General features: G+C 63.3%; 20 protein-coding genes. 3 read left to right on the top strand and 17 right to left on the bottom strand.

Annotated elements, in window-relative coordinates; all coding sequences use genetic code 11:
• The 5 genes from ACFX4T_RS06395 to ACFX4T_RS06375 all read right to left on the bottom strand — a co-directional run.
• Positions 1-557 (bottom strand): lycopene cyclase family protein (locus tag ACFX4T_RS06395; RefSeq protein WP_377651161.1); only part of this gene is annotated, 557 nt, incomplete at its 3' end.
• A 14-nt stretch (positions 558-571) separates the two neighbouring features.
• A complete protein-coding gene (locus ACFX4T_RS06390; RefSeq protein ID WP_377651160.1) occupies positions 572-2251 on the bottom strand; it encodes an AMP-binding protein in 1680 nt (559 codons plus the stop codon).
• 58 nt (positions 2252-2309) lie between these two features.
• On the bottom strand, positions 2310-3176 hold the full coding sequence (locus ACFX4T_RS06385; RefSeq protein WP_377651159.1) for an acyl-CoA thioesterase: 867 nt from the start codon (positions 3174-3176) through the stop codon (positions 2310-2312).
• 5 nt (positions 3177-3181) lie between these two features.
• Positions 3182-3664, bottom strand: a complete 483-nt coding sequence (locus ACFX4T_RS06380) for a cupin domain-containing protein (RefSeq protein WP_223947329.1) — start codon at positions 3662-3664, stop codon at positions 3182-3184.
• 50 nt (positions 3665-3714) lie between these two features.
• The gene (locus ACFX4T_RS06375) at positions 3715-4578 is read right to left on the bottom strand and encodes a fumarylacetoacetate hydrolase family protein (protein ID WP_377651158.1); all 864 of its coding nucleotides are present in this window, start codon (positions 4576-4578) and stop codon (positions 3715-3717) included.
• 134 nt (positions 4579-4712) lie between these two features.
• Here ACFX4T_RS06375 and ACFX4T_RS06370 point away from each other — a divergent pair, with 134 nt between their 5' ends.
• Positions 4713-5111: a RidA family protein gene (locus ACFX4T_RS06370; RefSeq protein WP_216927234.1), complete on the top strand. Its 399-nt coding sequence runs from the start codon at positions 4713-4715 to the stop codon at positions 5109-5111.
• Between the two features lie 40 nt (positions 5112-5151).
• Entirely contained in the window at positions 5152-5514 is a 363-nt protein-coding gene (locus ACFX4T_RS06365) for an iron chaperone (RefSeq protein WP_377651157.1), read from the top strand.
• A gap of 57 nt (positions 5515-5571) precedes the next feature.
• On the opposite strand, the gene ACFX4T_RS06360 is transcribed toward ACFX4T_RS06365, so the two are convergent.
• From ACFX4T_RS06360 to ACFX4T_RS06305, 12 genes are all read right to left on the bottom strand, one after another.
• Positions 5572-6375: an IclR family transcriptional regulator C-terminal domain-containing protein gene (locus ACFX4T_RS06360; protein ID WP_377651156.1), complete on the bottom strand. Its 804-nt coding sequence runs from the start codon at positions 6373-6375 to the stop codon at positions 5572-5574.
• A gap of 107 nt (positions 6376-6482) precedes the next feature.
• Positions 6483-7148, bottom strand: coding sequence for a 3-oxoacid CoA-transferase subunit B (locus ACFX4T_RS06355; protein ID WP_377651155.1), 666 nt, complete (start codon positions 7146-7148; stop codon positions 6483-6485).
• Between the two features lie 2 nt (positions 7149-7150).
• A complete protein-coding gene (locus tag ACFX4T_RS06350; RefSeq protein WP_377651154.1) occupies positions 7151-7852 on the bottom strand; it encodes a 3-oxoacid CoA-transferase subunit A in 702 nt (233 codons plus the stop codon).
• Between the two features lie 5 nt (positions 7853-7857).
• Positions 7858-9072, bottom strand: coding sequence for a thiolase family protein (locus ACFX4T_RS06345; protein WP_377651153.1), 1215 nt, complete (start codon positions 9070-9072; stop codon positions 7858-7860).
• Between the two features lie 76 nt (positions 9073-9148).
• Positions 9149-9586: a 4-carboxymuconolactone decarboxylase gene (pcaC, locus tag ACFX4T_RS06340; protein ID WP_377651152.1), complete on the bottom strand. Its 438-nt coding sequence runs from the start codon at positions 9584-9586 to the stop codon at positions 9149-9151.
• A complete protein-coding gene (locus ACFX4T_RS06335; protein ID WP_377651151.1) occupies positions 9583-10386 on the bottom strand; it encodes an alpha/beta fold hydrolase in 804 nt (267 codons plus the stop codon). Before ACFX4T_RS06335 ends, pcaC begins: the two co-directional genes overlap by 4 nt.
• Entirely contained in the window at positions 10379-11809 is a 1431-nt protein-coding gene (locus tag ACFX4T_RS06330) for an adenylosuccinate lyase family protein (protein WP_377651150.1), read from the bottom strand. The genes ACFX4T_RS06335 and ACFX4T_RS06330 overlap by 8 nt, the downstream gene beginning before the upstream one ends.
• Positions 11806-12405: a protocatechuate 3,4-dioxygenase subunit alpha gene (gene pcaG, locus ACFX4T_RS06325; protein ID WP_223947339.1), complete on the bottom strand. Its 600-nt coding sequence runs from the start codon at positions 12403-12405 to the stop codon at positions 11806-11808. The genes ACFX4T_RS06330 and pcaG overlap by 4 nt, the downstream gene beginning before the upstream one ends.
• Positions 12406-12409: 4 nt before the next feature.
• Entirely contained in the window at positions 12410-13294 is an 885-nt protein-coding gene (gene pcaH, locus ACFX4T_RS06320; RefSeq protein ID WP_377651149.1) for a protocatechuate 3,4-dioxygenase subunit beta, read from the bottom strand.
• 39 nt (positions 13295-13333) lie between these two features.
• Positions 13334-15205, bottom strand: coding sequence for a bifunctional sugar phosphate isomerase/epimerase/4-hydroxyphenylpyruvate dioxygenase family protein (locus ACFX4T_RS06315; protein WP_377651148.1), 1872 nt, complete (start codon positions 15203-15205; stop codon positions 13334-13336).
• Positions 15205-16122: a shikimate dehydrogenase gene (locus ACFX4T_RS06310; RefSeq protein WP_223947341.1), complete on the bottom strand. Its 918-nt coding sequence runs from the start codon at positions 16120-16122 to the stop codon at positions 15205-15207. Before ACFX4T_RS06310 ends, ACFX4T_RS06315 begins: the two co-directional genes overlap by 1 nt.
• A 201-nt stretch (positions 16123-16323) precedes the next feature.
• Complete coding sequence (locus tag ACFX4T_RS06305; RefSeq protein ID WP_223947342.1) at positions 16324-17094, bottom strand: IclR family transcriptional regulator; 771 nt, start codon at positions 17092-17094, stop codon at positions 16324-16326.
• A gap of 202 nt (positions 17095-17296) precedes the next feature.
• On the opposite strand from ACFX4T_RS06305, the gene ACFX4T_RS06300 reads away from it, so the two are divergent.
• On the top strand, positions 17297-18619 hold the full coding sequence (locus ACFX4T_RS06300; protein ID WP_377651147.1) for an MFS transporter: 1323 nt from the start codon (positions 17297-17299) through the stop codon (positions 18617-18619).
• Positions 18620-18687 lie beyond the last annotated feature (68 nt).

Below are 18687 nucleotides of genomic sequence, written 5' to 3'. Positions count from 1 at the left end.
ATCACACCGAACTCGGTGTCCTTGACGAAGAACTTGAAAGCCTCGAACACCTGGTCCGTGCCCAGCCACATGAACTTATTGGACCGCGGGTCCAGGTCCGGGCCGAACGCGTCCGCGTACTGGGCGCGGATCTGCGAATTCACCCCATCAGCGGCGAGCACCAGATCATAGTTGGCTTCGAGGTCCTCCACCGGCGGAGCCACGGTGGAGAACCGGACATCCACGCCCAACTCCAGGCAACGGCGCTGCAGCAACTCCAGCAACTCCTTGCGGCTCATCGCCGCGAACCCCTGCCCGCCTACCGTCATCATTTCGCCACGGAAATGGATATCAATATCGGACCACCGCGCGAACCGGCGGCTCATGTACTCCGCGACCACCGGATCAGCGTTACCAATCCCGCCCAGGGTCTCATCGGAAAACACCACACCAAACCCAAACGTGTCACTGGCAGCATTGCGCTCCCACAACGTGATCTCGTGCGACGGATCCAACTGCTTCATCAAAGCCGCGAAATACAACCCGCCCGGGCCGCCTCCAACAATAGCGATCTTCATGCTCATGCTCCTTCTCAAGCCTGGCTCTGGCCAGCAGGGGTAAGTTCTTGGGTTTCCGCTTCGCCTGTGGTGCTCTCCTTGAGGAGGCCATCGCGGAGCTTGAAGTGCTGGAGTTTGCCGCTGGGGTTCCTCGGCAGCTCGGTGACGAAGCGGACATCGCGCGGGTACTTGTACGGGGCGATGGTCTGCTTCACGAAGTCCTGGATTTCCTTACGCTTCGCGGCGTCGCCAATGACACCCTCGCGTAGGACGATAAACGCACACACGATGCTTCCGCGCTCAGGATCAGGCCGGCCGATCACCGCGTTCTCCACGACGTCCGGGTGCTGGTCGATGGCGGTTTCCACCTCGGGCGCGCCGATGTTGTAGCCGGAAGAAACGATCATGTTGTCGGACCGGGCCTGGTACGTGAAGTACCCGTCCCCATCCATGGAGAACGTATCGCCCGTGACATTCCAGCCATTCACCACGTAATTCGCTTGGCGTGCGTCGTCGAGGTAGCGGCAACCCGTGGGCCCAATCACGGCCAGCCGGCCGGAGTGGCCAGGGCCAAGCTCGTTGCCGTCCTGATCAAGAATGGTTGCCCTGAAGCCCGGCACGGCCTTGCCGGTAGTACCCGGACGGATGTCATCCCCGGCAGCGGAAATGAACACGTGAAGCAACTCTGTGGCGCCGATACCATTGACCAGCTTCAGGCCCGTCGCCTCACGGACGGCTTCCCACGTCTCCTTGGACAGGTGCTCCCCCGCCGAAACAGCAACGCGAAGGCCACGAAGCAAGTCCCCGCGCTTTTCCTTCAGGATCGCCCGGTAGGCAGTAGGAGCCGTGAAAAGGATGGTGGCCCCGGCAGCCGAAGCATGCTCGGCCAGTTCCACAGGGCCGGCCTTCTCGGTCAGAAGCGACGACGCGCCAAACCGCAGCGGGAAGATCACCAATCCGCCGAGCCCGAACGTGAAAGCAAGCGGAGGGGAACCGGCGAAGACATCATCAGCTGTGGGCTGCAGGATGTGGCGGGCAAAAGTATCCGCATTCGCCAGGACGTCCCGGTGGAAATGCATGGTCACCTTGGGCACACCCGTAGTTCCGGATGTTGGACCCAGCAGGGCTACGTCGTCCGCAGACGTGTCCACAGCCGTGAACTCCCCACTCTTGCCTTCGCAACGCGCGGTGAGGTCGCCGTCGTCGGGCCCTCCATAGCTCAGGACGGCGACGTCCTCGCCTGCCGCCGTCGCGAGCTCATCCACGAAGCGGTGATCGGAAATCGCGACCACGGGCTTGGTGAGCTGGATCAACGTGGCGACCTCGCTGGAACGCAGCATGGGCATCGTGGTGACCACCACGGCGCCCGCCTTAAGCACGCCAAGCCAAGCGGCAACCAGCCATGGATTGTTGGGGCCACGGAGCAGCACGCGGTTTCCGGGTTCTACCCCGAGGTCTTCGGTAAGGACCTGGGCAACCTGGTTGGAGTGCAGCTGCAACTGTCCATAAGACCAGACGGTGCCATCCGGAGTACGGAGCGCTGGCCGGTCCGGGCCGTACGTCTCGACGGCGTTGTCGATCAGCACGGCGGCTGCGTTCAGCCGCTCCGGGTAGTGGAGTTCCGGCAGGGTAAATTCGAGCGCCGGCCAAGTGTCGGCGGGCGGCAGGTGGTCGCGGGTGAACGTGTCCACGTGGGCCGATGGCGTCATGCTCATGGCCGTTCCTTTCAGTGGTGCATCAGTGAAGCTTGGGATGTGTTGGGGGTAAAGCTGTTCAGGCGCGGATCATGCCTTCTTGGGCGACTGTGGCGAGGAGCCTTCCTTGCCGATCGAAGAAGCGGCCCATGGCCAGGCCCCTGTTGCTCTGGCCGGATATGGCCTCTTGTGCATAGAGGACCCAGTCGTCGGCGCGGCCATCGCGGTGGAACCACATGGAGTGGTCAAGGCTGGCGGTGGCGAGCCGGGGACTGGACCAGTTGAGTCCGTTGACCCGGAGTAGCGGCTCCAGGATCGTGTAGTCGCAAACGTAGGCAAGGGCAGCACGGTGGAGGTTGGCGTCGTCGGGGAGGCTGTCGAAAGCCTTGACCCAAATTGCCTGCTGCGGCATGGATCCACCCTCAAGCTCGATGTATACCGGTCCCGGAATATGTCGCATATCGAAACTACGGCCCGTAGACCAATAGTCTGCGGCTGGGCCTTCTGCCCCGTCCAGTGCTTCCGCTGCGGAGCGCAGGGACTCAGGCTCGACGGCGGCAGGAGCCTCCGGCTGGAAGTCCGGACCATCTTCGGGAACCTGGAACGAACCCATCGCGGCATATACAGGCTTGCCATTCTGGAAACCACGGACATTACGGGTGGAATAGCCGCGACCGTCGCGCAAACGCTCCACTTCGTAACGAACATGGGCACCGATGTCCACGGGCCGCATGAAGTAGCTGTGCATGGAGTGGAGTTGCCTGTCGGCGTCCACCGAACGCATCATTGCGGCTGCAGCCTGGGCCACCATGTCTCCGCCGTAGGCCTTGGGCCACGGTACGTACTGGGTGGTGGCCTCATACGCTTCGTCGAAAACCTGGGCCTCTGTTGGGGTGAGGTCCACAGCCCTGAGGAAGGTCTCCGAGGTCAAGGTTCCAGTGATCATGGTGGTTATGCCCGACGGTAGTCGGCGAGGGTTTCGTCCGGAACGTCCTCGAGGTTGACGACGAGGTTCTCCGGGGTGCGGGCCGTGAGCCACACGAGTTCTTCGGTGACGGACATGTTTGCTTCGACGTGCGGCATGAACGGTGGAACGAATACCCAGTCACCGGCCTTCATGTCGATGAATTCTGAGTAGTTTTCGCCGAAGTAGATGCGGCCGTGCCCACGAAGTACATAGCCACCCGTTTCGGCTTCGCCGTGGTGGTGGGGCAGGGAACGGTACCCGGGCGTGTTGGAAACCTGGCCGAACCAGATCTTGGTTGCCGGCGTGTGCTGGATGCTCACACCGGAGACGCGGATGGCGTCGCCGGACTGGGCAGTATTGGTGTCTTCTTCACCGGCCCGGGTCACAACGGGAACCACCTTGCCGTCAGGGCCGGCGTAGATGGAGTTGTCGCCTTCGAGGCGGTAGTCGGTAGTGGTCTGGCTCATGGGGTTCTCCTTTTGGCTGTTTGGCTGTGGGGTTTGGGCGTGGGCGGGGTTTAGGCGTTGGCAGGGACTGGCGCGTGGATTCGGAACTGGTTTTCCAAGCGGCCGATGCCGTCGATTTCGGTGGTGAGGATGTCGCCGTCGTTCAGGAAACGCGGCGGGGTCATCCCCATACCTACTCCCCCTGGCGTGCCCGTGAGGACGAGGTCGCCGGGGCGCAGGACTGTGAACTGGGAAATGTAGGACAGGAGTTGTGCGGGGCCGAACACCAGTGTGCTGGTATTGCCCTGCTGCACGAGCTCCCCATTGACGTAGCCACGGACTTCGAAGCTTTCGCTTGCCTCGTCCGCAGTCAACATCACGGGGCCCACTGGTGTGGTTGCGTCGAAAGCCTTGCCCTGGAACCACTGCAGGGTGCGGTTCTGCCAGTCACGCATGGAGACGTCATTGGCAACGGTGTACCCGGCGATCGCCGCCCGGGCCTGGTCTTCGTCGGCACGAAACAGTTCAGAACCCACGACGACGGCCAACTCGGCTTCCCAGTCCACGCGACCGCTGCCATGGACTTCTACGACGTCCGCGGCTCCGATCAGGGTGTCAGCGTATTTGGCGAACAGCGTCGGAAACTCAGGAAGTTCGCGGCCCATTTCCTGGATGTGATCCCCGTAGTTCAGTCCGCAACAGATGACTTTTCCGGCGCGGGGCAGGAGCGGGGCAAAGTCAGCTTCAGTTGCTGCGATGACGGGCTGCCCGCCCTCCGCCGCTGCTTCCGCTGCCTTCTTGGTGATGGAGCGCCATTCCGGCTGGGCCAGGAGCGCGCCGACGTCCGTGGCCGGCAGCGCAAGGTACGTGTCGGCGCCCGTGGCGAGTGCCGCCGTCGTACTTCCGCTGGAGGTGCGCAAGGTGGCAAGTTTCATGGGTTCTGCTCCTTCGAGATTCAATGTGTCGACTTTTTTACGATCGTCACATATGCTCAACGTAGCACGGCAGAAATGATCTGCACAGAGGCATTTCAAAAGTTTTTGCAGTTGCCACAACAAGGAGGAACAGCATGAGCCACAAAACAATCAACCCGGAGTCACTCCCCAAGCCATCCGGTTTTGCGCACGGCATGCTCGCCGGCAACACGGTGTTCCTGGGTGGACAGACTGCCTTGGACAAGAACATGAACATCGTTCCCGGCGGCATCGTGGAGCAGTTCACGCAGGCGTTTTCCAACGTGCTGACCACGCTCCGGGAAGCGGGCGGGCAGCCGGAGGACCTCGTCAACGTCACTATCTACCTCACGGACGTAGATGACTACATGGCGAACGGCCGCGAGATCGGACGCATCTGGCGTGAAATGGCTGGCTCGCAGTACCCGGCGATGGCCGGCATCGGTGTCACCCGGCTGTGGCAGAAAGAGGCCATGATCGAAATCCAGGGCATCGCGGTGATTCCTGAGCGCTAAGTCTCTGGCTCTTCCGCTTGCGGTGCCGGAGGATGTCCCCATGGGAACCGTCACCGAATACTTGGCCAGCGTCAGCGAAAACAACCGGCAGATGCTGGAGCGGATCGTTGACATCGCCCGGGAACTCGCGCCCGAGGCCGAGGAAGGCACCAGCTACGGCATGCCTGCCTTGCTTGTGGACGGCAAGGGCTTCGTGAGCGTACTCGAAACAAAGAAGCACTTGGCCCTGTACCCGTTTAGCGGCCAGATCCTGCCGGAGATGTCGGAGGAGCTTGGCGGTTACTCGTGGTCACCGGGGACATTGCGGTTCTCGGCTAACAATCCTGTTCCGGATTCCATGGTTCGGCGGATTCTTGAGACGCGGCTGGCTGCAATCCGGAAGCAGCCGCCCCGGCCCAACTAGTCCCCACCGCCAGATGTTATGAAGGCTCAGAGTAACCACTAATGCCAGTCAGTTCCGTTAGTGCTTGGCGGAGACGTCCTGTGAGATCGCGTTGGCCGTTGCGACGACTTCCTGCCGCACGGACTCGAGATATTTCTCCGGGTCAGGCTTAGCTGCCACGGCCTGCGCCTGGAGGGACACATTGATCGCCGCTACGTTGTCGCCATTGTTGTGGTTCCACACCGGGGCCGCGATGGACATTAGCCCGATCTCCAGCTCTTGGTCCAGAAGACACCAGCCTTGCGTACGGACACGTTCGACGGCGGCCCTCAAGTCTGGGGCGTTGGCGACGGTTCGCGGCGTGAGCGGGGTGAGTTCCGCCGTCGAAAGATAAGCCTCAAGTTTCGCCTGCGGCAAGCCGGCGAGCAGGACCCGACCCATTGACGTTGCGTACGCGGGGAAGCGCGTGCCTACGGTGATGCCGACGTTCATGATGCGTTTTGTGGCTACGCGAGCCACATAAAAGATGTCCTGCCCGTCCAGCACGGCTGCCGAGGTGGACTCCCCCAGCTTCAAGGACAGTTCCTCCAAGTGCGGCTGGGCCAACTGGGGCAAGGATAGCGCCGAAAGATACGAATACCCGAGCTGCAGCACCTTGGCCGTGAGCGCGAAGGTTTTGCCGTCCGTGCGAACGTAGCCGAGCTCCACGAGGGTGTGCAGAAAACGGCGGGCCGTGGCGCGAGTCAGGTCAGTGCGGGCTGCGACCTCACTGAGGGTCATCACGGGGTTGTTCGCATCGAAGGCCCGGATTACGGCGAGTCCCCGGGCCAGCGACTGGACGTACTGGTCGCTGGCCTGCGGAGTTACTGCCGATTCGCTCATGGTTACCAATCCTAGGGTGCGTTGCGGGGCCTGCTCTGCACGCTATTTCGTGGGGTTAGGGCGCAGAGCGGGCCCCACAACGCGACGACCCCAACTTGCGAGGCCTGCTATGCCTTTTTCAGGGGCAGGGGTACGAGCTCCTGGATTTCCTCGAAGGTGCAGCCGAACGTCTCGCGGACTGTCACACCATCGGGACCTGTGAGGAAGACGGCCTTGTCGGTGTAGACGCGGGTCACGCATCCCACGCCGGTCAAGGGGTAGGTGCACTGCTCCACAAGTTTGGACACGCCCTCGCGCGTCAGCAAGGTCATCATGACGAAGACGTCCTTGGCGCCCGTGGCCAGGTCCATGGCGCCGCCGACGGCGGGGATCGCGTCCGGGGCGCCGGTGTGCCAGTTGGCGAGGTCGCCGGTGGCGGAGACCTGGAACGCCCCGAGCACGCAGATGTCCAGGTGGCCGCCGCGCATGATCGCGAACGAGTCGGCGTGGTGGAAGTATGACGCTCCGGGCAGCTCGGTGACGGGGATCTTTCCGGCGTTGATCAAGTCACCATCGACCTCGTCCCCAACGGCGGCGGGGCCCATCCCGAGCATCCCGTTCTCGGTGTGGAGTGTGATGTTCTGTTCCTCGGTGAGGTAGTTCGAGACGAGGGTCGGCTGACCGATGCCCAGGTTCACGAACGAACCCGGCGCGATATCTCGGGCCACCAACTGGGCGAGTTCGTCGCGGCCCAGGGGCTTTTCGGACGTCTGGATACTTGTCTGGGTGCCCATGCTCAAGCCACCTTTCCGTTCGAACTAAGCGTTTCAGAAGCGGCGGAGTCCACGCGGACCACGCTGTTGACGTAAATACCCGGCGTCACCACGCTCTCCGGATCCAGCGACCCGGTGGGCACGATCTCCGAGACCTGCACAATGGTGTGCTTGGCAGCAGCGGCCATGATCGGGCCGAAGTTCCTGGCGGTCTTGCGGTACACGAGGTTGCCCTTGCCGTCCGCCTTGAGCGCCTTGATCAGCGCGACGTCGGCGTGGATGGGCGTCTCGAACACCTGGCCGCGGCCGTCGATGATCCGGGTTTCCTTGCCCTCGGCCAAGGTGGTGCCGTACCCGGTTGGAGTGAAGAACCCGCCAATCCCGGCACCGGCGGCACGGATACGCTCAGCCAGGTTTCCCTGCGGAACGAGTTCCAGTTCGATCTCACCGGCATGGAACTTGGCATCGAAGTGCCAGGAATCGGACTGCCGCGGGAAGGAACAGATCATTTTGCGGACCCGGCCTTCCTTGATCAGCAACGCCAGGCCTTGGTCGCCCTGGCCGGCATTGTTGTTCACCACGGTCAGGTCCTTCGCGCCGCAGTCCATGAGTGCGTCGATGAGTTCGAACGGCTGCCCCGCGTTGCCGAACCCGCCGATCATCACGGTAGACCCGTCCTTGATCCCGGCCACGGCCTCGCCAACAGTGTCAATAAATTGCAGCATCGCCCTTAGCCCTTCACCGATGAAGTTACGTTTTCCAGCACCACAGCCAAGCCCTGCCCAACCCCAATGCAGATCGCCGCGACACCCCACCGCTGACCGGAGGCCTGCAACGACCGCGCCAACGTGCCCAAGATGCGGGTACCGGAAGCACCCAGCGGGTGGCCCATCGCAATGGCCCCGCCGTGGCGGTTCACGATCGAGGGGTCAATTCCCCACGCGTCAACGCACGCCAGCGATTGCGCGGCGAACGCTTCGTTAAGTTCGACGGCGCCAACCTGGTCCCAGCCGATGCCCGCTTTCGCGAGGGCCTTGTTAGCGGCCTCCACCGGAGCGAACCCAAAGAACTGCGGATCGTTGCCATGAGCACCACGCCCGGCGATACGCGCCAACGGCTCCATGCCAAGAATCGACGAAGCAGCCTCCGACCCGATCCACGCCGCAGAAGCACCATCAGACAAAGGCGACGCATTCCCGGCGGTGACCGTGCCGCCGTCGGGCCCTGAACCTTCGGGACGGAACACCGTCTTCAACCCCGCCAGCTTCTCCGCCGAAGAACCAGCCCGGATTCCTTCGTCCCGCACCAGGTCCGTCCCCGGAACCGCGGTGACCAGATTGTCGTAGAACCCGTCGTTCCATGCAGCATCCGCGAGGTTGTGGGAGTCCGCAGCGAACTGGTCCTGGCGTTCCCGCGTGATCCCGTACTTCTCGCGCAGCCGTTCCGTGGCTTCGCCCAGGGAGATGGTCCAGTCCTTGTTCATGGCCGGGTTCACCAGACGCCAGCCGAGCGTGGTGGAGGCCAGCGTCATGTCCCCGGCCGGGTACGGCTTGGAAGTCTTCGGCAGCACCCACGGCGCACGCGACATCGACTCTGCCCCGCCCACCAGCATGAGCTCAGCATCGCCGGCATTGATCTGGCGGGATGCGATAATTGCCGCGTCCAACGACGAACCACAGAGACGGTTGACCGTGGTCCCCGGAATCGAAACCGGCAGCCCAGCCAGCAGGGTAGCCATCCGGGCAACGTTGCGGTTTTCCTCGCCGGCGCCGTTGGCGTTGCCAAACACCACCTCGTCGATCCGCTCAACATCCAGCCCCGGAGCCCGTCGAACCGACTCACGCACCACATGGGCGGCCAGGTCATCGGGACGGACAGCAGCAAGTCCGGAGCCGAACTTGCCAAAGGGCGTGCGCACGGCGTCGTACACAAAAGCCTGGTTCATGGGTTTCTCTTTCTGCTTGCCCAACTGAGTCGCAGTTGTGCGCGTTTTGAGGGGTCTAAACGCGCACTAATGCGACCTAGTTGGGTTCGTTTGCGTCGATCTCGGCGAATACTTTCTGCGCCGTCTTGAAGGCCGAATTGGCCGAGGGAACACTGCAATAAATTGCGGTCTGCAGCAGGATTTCCTTGATCTCGTCCCTGCTCAGGCCGTTGTTGAGGGCCGCCCGAACGTGCATCGCGAGCTCCTCCCAGTGACCGTGCGCCACCAGTGCCGTGAGGGTGACGGCGGAGCGCATTTGCCGGCTAAGACCGGGCCGCGTCCAGATGCCACCCCAGGCGATCCTGGTGATCATGTCCTGATAGTCCTCGGTAAAGGAGTCCATATTGGCGTTCGCACGGTCCACGTGCTCATTGCCGAGCACTTCGCGCCGTACGGCCATACCGGCGTCGTAAATGTCCTGCGCGGTGGCATCCGCCTGCACGGCACCATTCCGCTCGGGAGATAAAGAGGTCATCGTCCGTTCTCCTTCATAAAGGTCCGCATCAACCCGGCCACAATTGCAGGCGCCTCCGCTGGCGCAAGGTGCCCGACGCCGTCGAGCGCCACCGCCTGGGCGGAACCGCCGCCCGCGGTGACACCGGAAACAACAGCTTCGGCCAACGATGGCGGCGCCACAGAGTCCTCGACGCCGGCAATCGCCTGGGTGGGAACGGTGATGCTGCCGAGTTGCTCGCGGACGTCGAATCCGGCGAGGGCTTCGCAGCAGAACGAGTAGCTGAAGCGGTCGGCATCGCGAAGTGAGTGCAGGAGGCGGCTGCTGATTTCCGGCTGGCGGTCCATGAAGCCGGGACCGAACCAACGCCCGGCGGAGCCTTGGATCATCACAGGCGTCCCCAATTTGCGCACGGTTTCCGCGCGCTCCAGCCAGCCTTCAGGCGTGCCGATCTTGGCGCCGCTGCACTGCACCGACAGGCTGCGGAGGCGGTCACCATGCTTGATGCCAAGTTGTAGGCCGATGGCGCCGCCCAGCGAGACGCCGGCGTAGTGAAAGTTCGCGCCCGGGCTCACAAGATCAACAAGATCGACGACGGCGTCCGCCAGTTCCGCGATATCGAAACCTTCGGTGGCGGCTGGCGAGATGCCATGGCCGGGGAGATCCCAGCCGATGACGTCGTACTCATCGCCAAGCAGCGCTGCCGTTTCAGTCCAAAGCACGGTGGAGGTGCCCAGCGACGGCCCCACCACGAGGAGAGGCTTCTCCCCGAGTGATCGCTGCGGGGACAGCAGAACGGCCTTGACGGTTGGCTTAGCCACGGGTGGCTCCCTTCGTTGTCGGTGAGTCGGAGGCGGCAGAACCCGTGAATCCGGGATAGGCAGCAAAGATCCGGCGCGCGATTTCGGCGGCTTCACCGAGGTAGCTCGCGGGATCCAGGAGTGCCTCGAGTTCGGCGTCACTGAGCTTGTCCGCAGGGACAGCCTCACGCAGCAGCTTGGTGTAGATCCGCGTCTGCTCGGCCGCGGGCGCCCTGAGCGTTTCATCGACGACGTTCTGCAGCTTTTGTTTTCCGTCCGGACCCAGGAGAGGCGCGACGGCGGCCATCACACCTTCGCTGAGGAGCAGAGGCCCCGAAATTTCGAGGTTCCGACGCATCGCTTGCGGGAAGACACGAAGGCCTGCCGTGAGTTCGCTGACGTGACCTGCGGACCCCAAGGCCAACGCGAGCAGCTGACGCAGGGCCGGCCATTCGCTGTGCCAGGCACCGTCGGGGCGCTCATCGTTGAAAGTGGCCGCCGCGAGGTGCAGCTGCGATGCGAGGCCGGGTGCCTGCAGCGCCGCACTGCGGACGAGTACGGACAGTACGGGGTTCTGCTTCTGCGGCATGGCCGAGGAGACCCCGCGTCCGGCGGCCAGCGGTTCGCCGAGCTCGGCGACTTCCGGACGGCTCAGGAACAGCAGGTCCGCGGCGATCTTTCCGAAGGAATCAATCAGTGCGGCAAGTCCATCGCCCAGGGACGTGATGGCCAGGCGGTTGGTGTGCCAAGGAGCAGGAGCCGTTGCGAGGCCAAGCTTTGAGGCCAAAGAATCCGCCAGTTCAAAAGGCGTGGTCTGCGAGGAAGCGGTCAGCTTGGTTGCCGACGCCAGGGTTCCGCCCGCACCTCCGAACTGAACGGGCAACTCCACTGCAGACAACCGGGAAGCCGCAGCAGCCACCCCCTGGAACCACTGCGCAGCCTTGAGCCCGAACGTGTACGGCAGCGCGTGCTGCGTCAGGCTCCTTCCCACGCACAGCGTGTCCGCGTGTTCCCCTGCCAAGGTGGCGAGCGCCGTCGTCGTGCGTTTCACGTCAACGAGCAGCGCAGAAACGGCGCGGCTGGCGAGCAGCATGAGGGCGGAGTCGAGGACGTCCTGGCTGGTGAGGGAGGTGTGCACAGCGGATGCCGCGCCCGCGTCCAGGGATTTCACCCGGGCGCGCAGGTCACCAAGCAACGGAATCACAGGGTTGCCCCCGCCCTGGGCGCGTTCCGCCACCGAAGCGGCGTCGTAAGAACCGGGATCGGCGGCTTCGGCCACGACTGCGGCGGAACCTGCAGGAACGAGCCCCGCTTCCTCGAGGACAACCGCCCAGGCGGCTTCGACGTCGAGGATCGCCGCGATCAGGGCACGGTCGCCCGTCAGCGCCGCAACAAAGGGCGACGCCGAGACGGGGCTAAGGAGGCCGAAGTCGCCGTCGATCATGGCTGTGAGTCCGCGTTGACGCTGGTATCGAGTGAACCGTCCTGCTGGAAATCCAAAAAGACCGTTTCGTCGCCGCCCTGCAGCCGGATGTCCCAGGTGAGGCCGCCATCGGGGTCGCGACGGGCGATCAGGGTCTTGCGACGCTCGGGGTCCAGGGAGCTCAGGAGCGGATCGTTGGCCAGCGCTTCCTCGTTTTCCGGAAGGTACACGCGGGTGAAAAGGCGGTTCATGAGGCCGCGGGCAAACACAGCCACGGAGATGAACGGGGCCGAACCCGGCGAGGTTGGTCCGGGATTGACGGTGGTGAAGGTGTACACGCCGGAGTTGCCCACGGAGCCGCGGCCCCACCCGGTGAAAGTGTAGCCATCGCGGACCAAAGAGCCGGTGCGCTGGACGATGTTGCCCTCGGAGTCCGGCTGCCAGATTTCGAGGATGGCATCCGGGATGGTGTTGCCCGCGCCGTCGTAGACCGTGCCTTGGAGCCGGATGCTGCCCGGGCTGCCCGGTGCAAGGAGTTCGTTGTCCTTATTAAAGGGGAGGGCATATCCGTAGAAGGGTCCGACGGTCTGGCCCGGTGTGGGTGTCAGCTTGCTCATGTGCTTACTCCTCGTCCCCGGCGTCGCCGTATGCTTCGTTTTCGGTCCAGGTCCGCTTGGAGCCGGTCAGAATGATGTCCCACCTGTAGCCGAGTGCCCATTCCGGGCTGGTCAGTTCGTGGTCGTAGGTGGCTACCAGGCGGTCCCGGGCGTCCTGGTCCACGATCGACTGGTAGATGGGGTCCAACGGGAAGAGCTGGTCGCCCGGGAAGTACATCTGGGTCACGATGCGCTGCGTGAACTCCGAGCCGAACATGGAGAAGTGGATGTGGGCCGGGCGCCAGGCGTTCAGGTGGTTCTTCCACGGGTACGCACCGGGTTTGATCGTGGTGAAGCTGTACGAGCCGTCATCGCCGGTGATGCAACGGCCCACGCCGGTGAAGTTCGGGTCCAGCGGGGCAGGGTGCTGATCGCGCTTGTGGATGTAGCGGCCGGCGGCGTTGGCCTGCCAGATCTCCACGAGCTGACCGGCAACCGGGCGACCGTCGCCATCAAGGACCCGGCCGGCAACGATGATGCGCTCACCCTGCGGCTCACCGTTGTGCTGAATGGTCAGGTCCGATTCCAGCGCGTGCACATCCTGGTGGCCGAACGCGGGCGAGTAGAGCTCGATCGTCTCCGGATCCGCATGGTGCAGGCTCTTGGTCGGGTGGCGCAGGATGCTGCTGCGGTAGGGGGCGTAATCCAGGCGCGGCATGGTCTCCGGCGCCCTGCCGTTCTTAAGGGCCTCCGCATAGCGGTCCCCGATGCCCTTCATCTCAGCGCTGAGATCCGCTTGGGTTTCCACTTTCTTGGAATCGTGCGCTGCATGGGGCTCGGCAGGTGGCACGAGCTCCTCGGATTCGAGCGCTTCTGCAGAGTTGACTTGTGCTGTCTGTTCTTGCGGCACAGTCGGCTCCTTTCGATGGGTTGGATTATTGCTTGAGGTTTATGACCGGTGCAGCGAGTCGTATTGGACGGCGTGGCGCACCGGCGCGTTGGGCGCTCCGTAGCCGTCGTAGTTGCCGCGGCGTTCCACCATTTCGAAGAACACGCTGCCAACCGTGGCCGTGTAGAAGTGGAGGAATTCTCCGTTGGCGTCCCGGTCGTACAGGAGGTTGAGCTCCTTGAGGGTCGCCAGGAATTCCGGTTCCAACTCGAACCGTGCGTCCAGGTCTTCGTAATAGTTGGCGGGGATCTCCAGGAACTCGAGGCCCCTTGTGTGGGCGGACCGAGCGGTGGCCACAAGGTCATCCACCGCGAAGGCGATGTGTTCCTGGTACGTTTTGCGGGCAGTCTGCGCCTGCTGTGCCGGTGCCAGGTTCAGCACCAGCCTGACTGAGCCGTCCGAGGTCTCCATGACCTGCGAGCGCACCAGGCCGCTGGGGCTCGGGACTTCGGCGAACGGCTGCGGTTCAAGGGCCAGGGCGCTGGTGTAGAACAGGACGGCTTCGTCGAAGTGCTGCCACGGCTGGGCCAGATTAACATGGTCAATCACCGCGCTGACGTCGGAGCCAGGGTGTTCCAGGCCCTCGCCAAACTCGTGCGTCCACGCGGCGGTTCCGTCCGGGCTGCCCTGGCACAGGAAGATTTCGGTGGAGTCCGGGGCGGAGATGCCTTGGAACACTTCCTCATCAGCCTGGACCTTGCGTGCCACCACCGGCGCTTTGAGTTGCTGGGCGCGAGCGGAGGCAATCACTGGGGAGTCGACGTCGAACCCCAAAGCGGCTATAGCCGGTTCGGCGTGCTGTGCCGCTTGCTCGTTGATGATCACGCGCGCCTGGCCCATGGTCCAAAGCTGTACGTCCTTGGTGCGGTGGCGGCCCTCGAACTCGAAGCCAAGCTGGCCAAGGAGCTTCTCAAGCTGGGCGGTGTCGTCGGCCTTGACCTCGGCGAAGTTGAAGCCGGCGGGTTCGTTCACCTTGGGCAGCGTGGCCAGTTCCATGGGATAACGACGGCGGCTGGCGGCTTTTTGTTCGGATGCCGCGGCCGTGGCGTTGCTTTCGAGCCACTTGGCGCTCTGCTCTTCCAGCCAGATCAGGGAGCGCATGGCGTCCACAGCTGTCCGTTCGACGTCAGACTGGCGGAAGACATCGTTGAAAACTTCCAGCGAAACCGGACCTGTATAGCCGGCCCGGACCACGTGGCCCATGAACTTGGCGAGCTCAAACTGGCCCTCGCCCGGGAACACCCGGTAGTGGCGGCTCCAGGAGAGGACGTCCATGGAGAGCTTGGGGGCGTCGGCCACCTGGACGAAGAAGATCTTGTCCGCGTTGATCTTCTCGATCGGAGCGGTGTCCCAGTCGCGGGAGAGGATGTGGAACGAGTCCAGGCAGGTGCCGAGGTTGGGGTGGTCCACCATTTCGACCAAGCGATATGCGTGCTCGTAATCGTTGACGTACTTGCCCCAGGCCAAGGCTTCGTAGGCAACCTTGACGCCGTGGTCCCCGGCAAGTTCAGCAAGCTCGCCGAGTTGGGAGGCGCGAAGTTCGTCGTCGTCGATTGTTGCCGTGGCCACGTTGGAACAGACCAGGAGGGTGTCCATGCCCAGGCGGGACATGAGCTTGAACTTGGCCTCCGCCCGGCGAAGGTTGGCCTTGAGCAGGTCCGGGGTGACGCCGTCGAAATCGCGGAACGGCTGATAGAGGTCCAGACCCAGGCCGAGATCTGCGGCCATTTTCCGTACTTCCTCGGGGCTGAGCGGCGAGGTGACGAGGTCCTGTTCGAAGATTTCGATGCCGTCGAAGCCCGCTATTGCGCAGGCCTGCATTTTCTCTTTCAGGGTGCCGGAGAGGCAGACCGTGGCGATTCCGGTGCGCATCAGTGGGCCGCCTTCGCCAGTGCTGTGGCGGAGAGTTCGGTTGCAGCATCTTCCACGGCGATCAATTCCAGGAAGTGTGCCCGCATGCGGTCACGATCGGCGTCGCGTCCGGTGAAGAGCTGGAAAGCGTCGGCCGCCTGACCGACCGCCATCCTGCCGCCGTCGAGGACGTCGCAACCCTTGGCGCGCGCCTCGCGGACCAGGCGTGTGTCGATAGGTCGGTAGACGATGTCGGCAACCCAGTGGCGCGGTTCCAGGAGGTCGATGTCCAGCGGCAGTCCCGGGTGGGCGGCCATGCCAATAGGCGTGCAATGCACCAGGCCGTCGGCGAGCGGCATGATCTCCGGCAAATCGGTGGGAGTGCGCGGCGTGATCGTGGCGACCGGGAAAAGTTCGCCGAGTTCCGTCGCTCGTTCGGCTGCACGGGTGGGGTCCATGTCCACGAGGTCCAGCTGCTTTACGCCGGCTTTGAGCAGGGCATAGGCGACCGCGGATCCCGCACCGCCCGCACCAAGCTGGACCACGCGGTTCAGCTTCGCGTCCGGCAACCCGGAGGTGAGGGCCGCCCCGAAGCCGGAGAAGTCCGTGTTGTGGCCTATGAACCGACCATCCTGAATCAAGACCGTATTGACGGCACCCAAGCGACGGGCGTCGTCGGAAATTTCGTCAAGGTGCTCCAGTACCAGCTGCTTGCACGGGTGGGTGATGTTCAGGCCATTGAAGCCCATGCGCTGGGCTGCGGTGAGGAGGTCCCCGACGGCGGCGGCGGGCAAAGCCAGGTCCAGCAGGTCAATGGGGCGGTACAGCAAGCGAAGGCCCTGCACGTCGGCTTCGCGTTCGTGCATGGGCGGCGTGAGCGAGGGCATGACGCCTTCGCCTATGAGGCCCACCAGAACGGACTCGGCTCGGTTGCTCATCCTAAAGCTCCTTTGACTTCAGCACCGCGGGCTGATGGCGCTTTTCGGGCGCCGCCGGTCCGGGTGTATTCAGATTACTACAAGTGTTCATATTCCGCACGCTTGTTCTTATAGCGAACATTTCCGGCGTACGCACCCAACTGAGTCGCACATAAGCGCGTTTTGAGCGGTGAAAACGCGCACTATTGCGACCTAGTTGGGCTAGCGCTGGGGCAGGCGGGCCGCGAGTTCCGCCGCGGCCTCCTGCAAAGTGGGGACGTGGGCGATGAGTTCATCCATGGTGAGACGAAATACCGGAACAGCCGTGGCGACAGACGCAAAAGCGTGGCCCTGGGAATTGAGGACCGGCACTGCGACCGCGCGCATGCCGATCTCGTTTTCTTCATCCATGACCGCGTAGCCCTGTCGGCGCACCTGCTCAATCTCCGCCCGGAATGCAGCCCGATCGGTAATGGAGCGCTCAGTGAGGGGCTCCAAAGGCAACTCTTCGAGCAGCCGTTCACGTTCGGCGTCGTTCTCAAACGCGACAATTGCCTTACCCACGGACGTGGTGTGCAGCGCGCCCAGATGGCCGGGGTCGCTGGTGACGCGGAAGGTCTTGGGACCGTCCACCTTATTGACGGTCAGATGATGGTTTCCGTCGCGCACCGAGAGGATAGTTGCTTCCTCGGTCCGCTCCGTAACGCGCTGGAGTACGGGAAGAGCCGTTGCCGCAAAACCGTGGTGGTTGGAAACCCGCTGACCCAGCTGGAAGACCCGCAAACCCAGATGGTACCGACGGCCGTCGGGCTCGTAATCCACGAATCCGTCGCGCGTCAGCGAACCGAGCAGCCGGTACGTCGTACTGAACGGAAGCCCCGCGCTCCTGGCCAGATCCGCGGCACTCGCGCCCTTGGGCTCATTTCCCAGCAATACCAACAGGCCCAGGGCCTTGCCGACCATGTCGGTCTTTGTGTCCTCTTTCACACTCATGTTTAGATGCTCTCACATCGTGAGAGCTATTTCTAGATAGTGAGCACAAGTCTTGACAAGTGAGCCCAGTCACGGCCAGTATTGCTGTATTGCACAAGTAGCTCTCACCATGTGGTTACTTTGGGATTGATCCGGCCGCACCTCGCTCTGGTCTTCCCGCAGAAGCTAGATCCGCGACATCGTCGTCACAGAAGGAACACCCATGAGCCACACAATGCCGTCAGCGACGCCAGGCACAGTTACCCCAGCAGGAACTCCCAAGAAAGCGGCACTCGCCAGCTTCCTGGGAAGCGCAGTGGAGTACTACGACTTCTTCATCTTCGGCTCCGCCGCCGCCTTGATCTTTCCGCACGTGTTCTTCCCGGACGCGGACACCAACGCAGCCATCATGTCCTTCGCGACCTTTGGCTTCGCCTATGTTGCCCGTCCTGTAGGCGCCATCATCCTGGGGCACTTCGGCGACAGGATCGGCCGGCAGAAGGTCCTCATGTTCACCCTGGTCCTGATGGGCGCCGCCACCTTCGTGATCGGCTGCCTCCCGGACTTCAAGACCATTGGCTGGTGGGCTCCCGTCCTGCTGGTACTCGCCCGCCTCGCCCAGGGTCTCTCGGCTGCCGGCGAGCAGGCCGGTGCCTCCTCGATGACGCTGGAGCACGCTCCGGACAACCGCCGCTCGTTCTTCACCTCGTGGACGTTGACCGGCACCCAGGGTGGCCAGATCCTTGCAGCCTTGGTGTTCATTCCAGTTCTCGCGCTCCCGGACGAGGTCAAGTACGGCATCGGCTGGCGCATCCCGTTCTGGCTCAGTGCAGTGGTGGTCATCGTGGCCTACTTCATCCGACGCACGCTTCACGAGCCGCCGGCATTCGCCGAGGCCAAGAAGAACAACCAGATCGCCAAGCTGCCCGTCGCCGACCTCCTCAAGCTGCACTGGCGCGACGTCCTTCGGGTTGTGTGCTGTGCGTTCATCGCCGCCGTGAGCACGGTCTTTGGAACCCTGGCCATCAAGTACGCCCAGGACGTGGCCCACGTCAGCGGCACCATCACCTTGTGGCTCGTTGTAGTGGCCAACATTGTGGCCCTCGGTACCCAACCGCTCTTCGGCATGCTCGCCGACAAGATCGGCCGGAAGCCCGTCTTTATCTACGGTGCTGTGGCCAGCGCCATCATGACCCCGGTGTTCCTGCTGACCCTCGAATCCGGCAACGTCCCGCTGATGTTCCTGGTATCCGTTGTGTTCTTCTCCTTCGGCTACGCTGCCGCCAACGCTGTGTGGCCGTCGTTCTACGGTGAAATGTTCAGCACCAAGGTCCGCTTCTCCGGTCTGGCCATTGGCACGCAGCTCGGCTTCCTCATGGCAGGCTTTGCTCCGACCATCGTCACCGCCCTCGGCGGAACCAAGCCCGGCGGCTGGGTCCAGATCTCAATCTTCACGGCAGTCATCTGCGTGATCGCAGCGGTCTCGGCCATGACGGCCCGCGAGTCAGTAAAGGTCCCGACGACGGAACTCGGCTTGCACAAGTAGGGGCCGCTCCCCTTCGCCGGAGGCCCGCCGTCGCCGAAATCGCCGGAAAACGTCCAGTTCGCTGGAAG

Origin of the sequence: Paenarthrobacter sp. YIM B13468 (genome assembly GCF_042788025.1) — a bacterium.
In the GTDB taxonomy this organism is placed as follows: domain Bacteria; phylum Actinomycetota; class Actinomycetes; order Actinomycetales; family Micrococcaceae; genus Arthrobacter; species Arthrobacter aromaticivorans.
This window is presented reverse-complemented; position numbering and strand designations above follow the sequence as displayed.

Coding starts and splice junctions, on each gene's coding strand:
- ACFX4T_RS06345 (WP_377651153.1), bottom strand. CDS start 9,072: ATGAACCAGGCTTTTGTGTACGACGCCGTGCGCACGCCCTTTGGCAAG.
- pcaG (WP_223947339.1), bottom strand. CDS start 12,405: ATGAGCAAGCTGACACCCACACCGGGCCAGACCGTCGGACCCTTCTAC.
- ACFX4T_RS06380 (WP_223947329.1), bottom strand. CDS start 3,664: ATGAGCCAGACCACTACCGACTACCGCCTCGAAGGCGACAACTCCATC.
- ACFX4T_RS06315 (WP_377651148.1), bottom strand. CDS start 15,205: ATGCGCACCGGAATCGCCACGGTCTGCCTCTCCGGCACCCTGAAAGAG.
- ACFX4T_RS06310 (WP_223947341.1), bottom strand. CDS start 16,122: ATGAGCAACCGAGCCGAGTCCGTTCTGGTGGGCCTCATAGGCGAAGGC.
- ACFX4T_RS06350 (WP_377651154.1), bottom strand. CDS start 7,852: ATGCTGCAATTTATTGACACTGTTGGCGAGGCCGTGGCCGGGATCAAG.
- ACFX4T_RS06385 (WP_377651159.1), bottom strand. CDS start 3,176: ATGATCACTGGAACCTTGACCTCGGAGACCTTCCTCAGGGCTGTGGAC.
- ACFX4T_RS06365 (WP_377651157.1), top strand. CDS start 5,152: ATGGGAACCGTCACCGAATACTTGGCCAGCGTCAGCGAAAACAACCGG.
- ACFX4T_RS06360 (WP_377651156.1), bottom strand. CDS start 6,375: ATGAGCGAATCGGCAGTAACTCCGCAGGCCAGCGACCAGTACGTCCAG.
- ACFX4T_RS06390 (WP_377651160.1), bottom strand. CDS start 2,251: ATGAGCATGACGCCATCGGCCCACGTGGACACGTTCACCCGCGACCAC.
- ACFX4T_RS06305 (WP_223947342.1), bottom strand. CDS start 17,094: ATGAGTGTGAAAGAGGACACAAAGACCGACATGGTCGGCAAGGCCCTG.
- ACFX4T_RS06330 (WP_377651150.1), bottom strand. CDS start 11,809: ATGATCGACGGCGACTTCGGCCTCCTTAGCCCCGTCTCGGCGTCGCCC.
- ACFX4T_RS06355 (WP_377651155.1), bottom strand. CDS start 7,148: ATGGGCACCCAGACAAGTATCCAGACGTCCGAAAAGCCCCTGGGCCGC.
- pcaC (WP_377651152.1), bottom strand. CDS start 9,586: ATGACCTCTTTATCTCCCGAGCGGAATGGTGCCGTGCAGGCGGATGCC.
- ACFX4T_RS06375 (WP_377651158.1), bottom strand. CDS start 4,578: ATGAAACTTGCCACCTTGCGCACCTCCAGCGGAAGTACGACGGCGGCA.
- ACFX4T_RS06300 (WP_377651147.1), top strand. CDS start 17,297: ATGAGCCACACAATGCCGTCAGCGACGCCAGGCACAGTTACCCCAGCA.
- ACFX4T_RS06370 (WP_216927234.1), top strand. CDS start 4,713: ATGAGCCACAAAACAATCAACCCGGAGTCACTCCCCAAGCCATCCGGT.